Annotated in this window: 4 protein-coding genes; 1 reads left to right on the top strand and 3 read right to left on the bottom strand. The window is 59.5% G+C overall.

Going from position 1 to position 4,038, the window contains the following annotated elements:
- Positions 1-1,565, top strand: a 1,565-nt coding sequence (locus tag Q0288_RS08740; RefSeq protein WP_299429510.1) for an FAD-dependent oxidoreductase, incomplete at its 5' end; no start/stop codon positions are given.
- Positions 1,566-1,676: 111 nt separating this feature from the next.
- On the opposite strand, the gene Q0288_RS08735 is transcribed toward Q0288_RS08740, so the two are convergent.
- The 3 genes from Q0288_RS08735 to Q0288_RS08725 form a co-directional block, all read right to left on the bottom strand.
- Positions 1,677-2,492, bottom strand: a complete 816-nt coding sequence (locus Q0288_RS08735; protein WP_299429509.1) for a SprT family zinc-dependent metalloprotease — start codon at positions 2,490-2,492, stop codon at positions 1,677-1,679.
- A gap of 126 nt (positions 2,493-2,618) precedes the next feature.
- Positions 2,619-3,251 carry a pyridoxamine 5'-phosphate oxidase gene (gene pdxH / locus Q0288_RS08730; protein WP_299429508.1) on the bottom strand — a complete coding sequence of 211 codons (633 nt, stop codon included), beginning with the start codon at positions 3,249-3,251 and terminating at the stop codon, positions 2,619-2,621.
- A gap of 127 nt (positions 3,252-3,378) precedes the next feature.
- The coding region (locus tag Q0288_RS08725; RefSeq protein WP_299429507.1) for an NYN domain-containing protein at positions 3,379-4,038 on the bottom strand (660 nt) is incomplete at its 5' end.

Raw genomic sequence — 4,038 nt, 5'->3', positions numbered from 1 at the left:
CTGAAACCTTTGATCTGCTGGTAATTGGGGGGGGGGCCAGCGGGGCTGGGGTGGCACTGGAAGCCTCGAGCCGGGGGCTCAAAACTGCCCTGGTGGAGCGCTACGATTTTGCTGAGGGCACTTCCAGCCGCAGCACCAAGCTTATCCACGGCGGGGTGCGCTATCTAGAAATTGCAGTCAAGACTTTTGACCGGGTGCAGCTCAATCTGGTGCGCGATGCGCTGCATGAGCGGGCCATTATGCTCAAGAATGCGCCACACCTCTCCCGCCCCCTGTGGCTCCTGACCCCCCTGTACAAGTTCTGGGAAGCGCCCTACTACTACACCGGGTTAAAGATGTACGACCTCCTGGCCGGCAATGCCCGCCTGCAGCCCGCTCAGTACATTAGCGCCAGGGGAACCCTGGAACGTTTTCCCTCGGTTAATCCCAGGGGTCTCAAGGGTTCGGTGGCCTATCAGGACGGGCAGTTTGACGATGCCCGCTTCAACGTGGAACTGGCCCTCACCGCAGCGCAGCAGGGCGCAGTGGTGCTTAATGACATGGAAGTGACGGGGCTGCTCAAGCAGAATGGTCAATTGTCGGGGGCGGCGGTTCGGGATCGCTTGAGCGGCAGGGAAATGGAGGTTGCTGCCAGGGTAGTGGTGAACACTACCGGCCCCTTCTCCGATACCATCCGGCGCATGGATGATCCCCATTCACCGCCCTTGCTCACCGCCAGTTCGGGCATCCATATTGTGCTGGACAAGAAATACAGCCCACTTGACGCGGGCTTGCTGATTCCCAAAACAGAGGATGGGCGGGTGGTGTTTGTGTTGCCCTGGCAAGGCGGCACCCTGGTGGGAACCACCGACGACCCGGCTCCGATTGTGGATCACCCCCGGGTGACGGAAGAAGAGATTGGCTATGTGTTGCGGCAGGTAAAACCCTACCTGGGGGAGGTTCCACGGGAAGCCGTGCGGGCCAGCTGGTCGGGTCTGCGCCCTCTGGTTTCACGCCCCGATGCCGACACCGCCAAACTAGCCCGCGACCACTTGATTCAGAAAAGTGCTGCGGGCCTGCTGACCCTGACCGGCGGCAAGTGGACCACCTACCGCAAGATGGCGCAGGATCTGGTGAACTATGCGATCGGGCAATTTGGACTGGAAGCAGGCCCCTCCCGTACCGAGCAGATTCCGCTGCTGGGCGGACAGGGCTTTGAGCTGGATGGAGTAAAAAAACTCGAGCAGTCAGGCTTCGCCCCGGATATAGCCAAACACCTCCACCAGGCCTATGGCGCCCGCGCCAGGGTTGTGGCTCAGATCGCCGCCGACGGCCACGGGAATCGTCTGGCAGTGGAGTGGCCTATCATCGAGGCCGAAGTGATCTATGCAGTCCGGCACGAGATGGCCCACACTCCCCTCGACGTGCTGACCCGCCGCACCCGCCTGGCCTTTCTCGATACCCTGGCGGCGCTGGGAGCGGTGCCCAGGGTGGCTGAATTGATGGGCCAGGAACTGAGCTGGAATGCCGAAAAAGTGGCGCTCGAGCAGGAGAACACCAGATCACAAATTCTGAGCGCGATCTAGACGCGATAACCCGACCAAAGGGAGACGCTTTTTTCGCAGACTGCCAGACAGAAATGCGCTCGCCGCCTGCCCAGGAGATTTGAAAAAATGTCTTTAACAAGAGCGCGATAGCTACCAGTACAGACCCATTCCCAGCTCGTGCAGCGCCTGATGACGGGCTTTGTAGTCGGGCATGATCTGCTCCACCAGTGCCCAGAAGCGAGGGCTGTGGTTGAGTACCTTGAGGTGGGCCATCTCGTGCACCACCACATAATCCAGCACCGGCAAGGGCAGCATCACCAGCCGCCAGTTGAAGCGCAATTCACCCTTAGCATTGCAGCTTCCCCAGCGCTTTTTCTGGTTGCGGATCAAGACTATGGGCATGCGCCAGCCCAGTTGAAGGGCGTAGTGCTGCACCCGCCGGGCAATGACTTCCTCGGCGCGGGTTCGGTACCAGCCCTCCAGAATCTCCCGTACTTCTTTAGTGCTCTGCATCGAAGAAGCATCGGCCTGCACATGCAAAACGTTGCCTTTGAGGGCCACTGCCGCCCTGGGCCTGGGTTTGATGGGTAAAAAGCTGAAGTCAAATAGCTCGGGCTGAATCGAGGAGCGAGGCTTGCTGAGCTTTCGGCCCTGGTGGGGAGACCGATCCTCGGACTGTACCTGAAGGCTCACCCGGCGGCCCAAATATAAGAACTCCTCCCCGCTCACAAAGCGCTTGCGCGGCCCGGTGCGGCTCTTGAATTCGGTGTGCTTGTCGGCAATCCAGCGGGCTTTGGTGTTCACCAAAGCAATCACTTGTTCCAGGGGCATTCGTCTGGGCGCAGCGATCCGAACCCCCTGGGCATCAATGGTAATTCCCACCGTTCGGCGGCGGGCACTGCGGCGGACGGTATAACGGATGGTTTTGTTTTGGTAGTACAGGGTAGCTTTTTCTGTGTCTGGCATCCGGGCTTTATCCTATTCAGAACGTGCAAATCAAATGGTGAGATGAGGGCTTGTAAAATTCATCAAATGACTATTCGTGGGCAGGATATTCTTATATTTACATAACGTAACCCTTAATGTTTCGGCTTAAGGGGCCAGCCGTTCAATTTTCCACCCCCCATCTGGCTGTAGGCGGTAGGCCAGCCGGTCATGCAGGCGGTTGGGGCGACCCTGCCAGAACTCGAGGGTGTCCGGCCTCAGTCGAAACCCGCCCCAGTGGGCCGGGCGGGGCATGTTTCCGGGGTAGCGGGCCTTGAGCTCGGCAATGCGTTGCTCCAGTACTTCCCGGCTGGCAATTACCTCGCTCTGCGGGCTGGCTGCCGACGCCACCTGGCTATCGTAGGGACGGCTGGCAAAATACGCATCGGAGAGTTCTGGCTCAACTTTCTCGACCCGACCCTCGATGCGCACCTGGCGTTCCAGGGGGGGCCACCAGAAGTTGAGGCAGGCCCAGGGATGGGTGGCCAATTCCCGTCCCTTGCGGCTTTGGTAATTGCTGAAGAAGACAAACCCCCGATCGTCCAACCCCCGCAGCAGCACCACCCGGCTGCCAGGCCGCCCGTTCTCTCCCACCGTCGAAAGGGTCATGCCGTGGGGTTCGTGGAGATGGGCCTCGAGGGCCTCGGCCAGCCAGTGCTCAAACTGTCGGAAGGGGTTTGGGTCGGCGTCCTGCTCGCTAAAGGTACGGTAGGTGTAGTCACTGCGAAGGTCACGGAGCATGGTTTTATTATGCGGCGATTCGGATGGCTGGGGTTGCAAAGCAGGATACACCCCTTCGGCTATAAGTCGGCAACAGCCCGGACACGGTACTATTTTGCGAACCGACCTTTGATCTGCCAACCACCGACTAGTCGCCTCGAGGATGCACGATATAGCCCCCCGAACGCTCGTCACGCTCCAGGCGCACCAGCCCCCGGCGCTGGGCTTCCTCGAGGAGGCCGCTAAAGGCACGAAAACCATACGATGCCTCGTTGAAGCCCGGCCTGCGACGTTTGAGGGTCTGCTTGACCAGCGAGCTCAGTATCCGCTCCTCCCCGCCGCGCTCGGCTTGCAGGGCCTCGAGGGTCTCGAGCACCAGCTCGAGGGCCTGCTGTTGCTTGTCTTCTTCGGGCTTCCGACCAGTTGTTTTGGTCTTGGGCTCCTGTTTACCGGGTCTGGCGGCCCGTTTTTTGGTGGTTTCATCCTGGGCCAGATCGTCGTAGAAGATGAACTCGTCGCAGGCAGCGGTTAGCAAATCTGAGGTGGATTTTTTGACCCCCACCCCAATCACCAGACGGTTGTTTTCCCGTAGTTTGGAGACCAGCGGCGAGAAGTCGGAGTCGCCGCTAATAACGACAAAAGTGTCTACATGGGACTTGGTATAGCACAGGTCGAGGGCATCCACTACCAGCCTGATATCGGCAGAGTTTTTGCCCGAGAGGCGGGTGTGGGGAATCTCAATTAGCTCAAAACCGGCCTCGTGCATGGCTGCTTTAAACTCCTTGTAGCGCTCCCAGTCGCAATAGGC

The organism is uncultured Meiothermus sp. (assembly GCF_937863175.1).
GTDB lineage: Bacteria > Deinococcota > Deinococci > Deinococcales > Thermaceae > Meiothermus.
Note: the sequence above shows the minus strand (reverse complement) of the source record. Positions and strands in the feature narration are given on the sequence as shown.

What these genes read in the sequence shown, in the direction of transcription:
- Q0288_RS08735 (WP_299429509.1), bottom strand. Translation starts at nt 2,492, where the DNA reads ATGCCAGACACAGAAAAAGCTACCCTGTACTACCAAAACAAAACCATC.
- pdxH (WP_299429508.1), bottom strand. Translation starts at nt 3,251, where the DNA reads ATGCTCCGTGACCTTCGCAGTGACTACACCTACCGTACCTTTAGCGAG.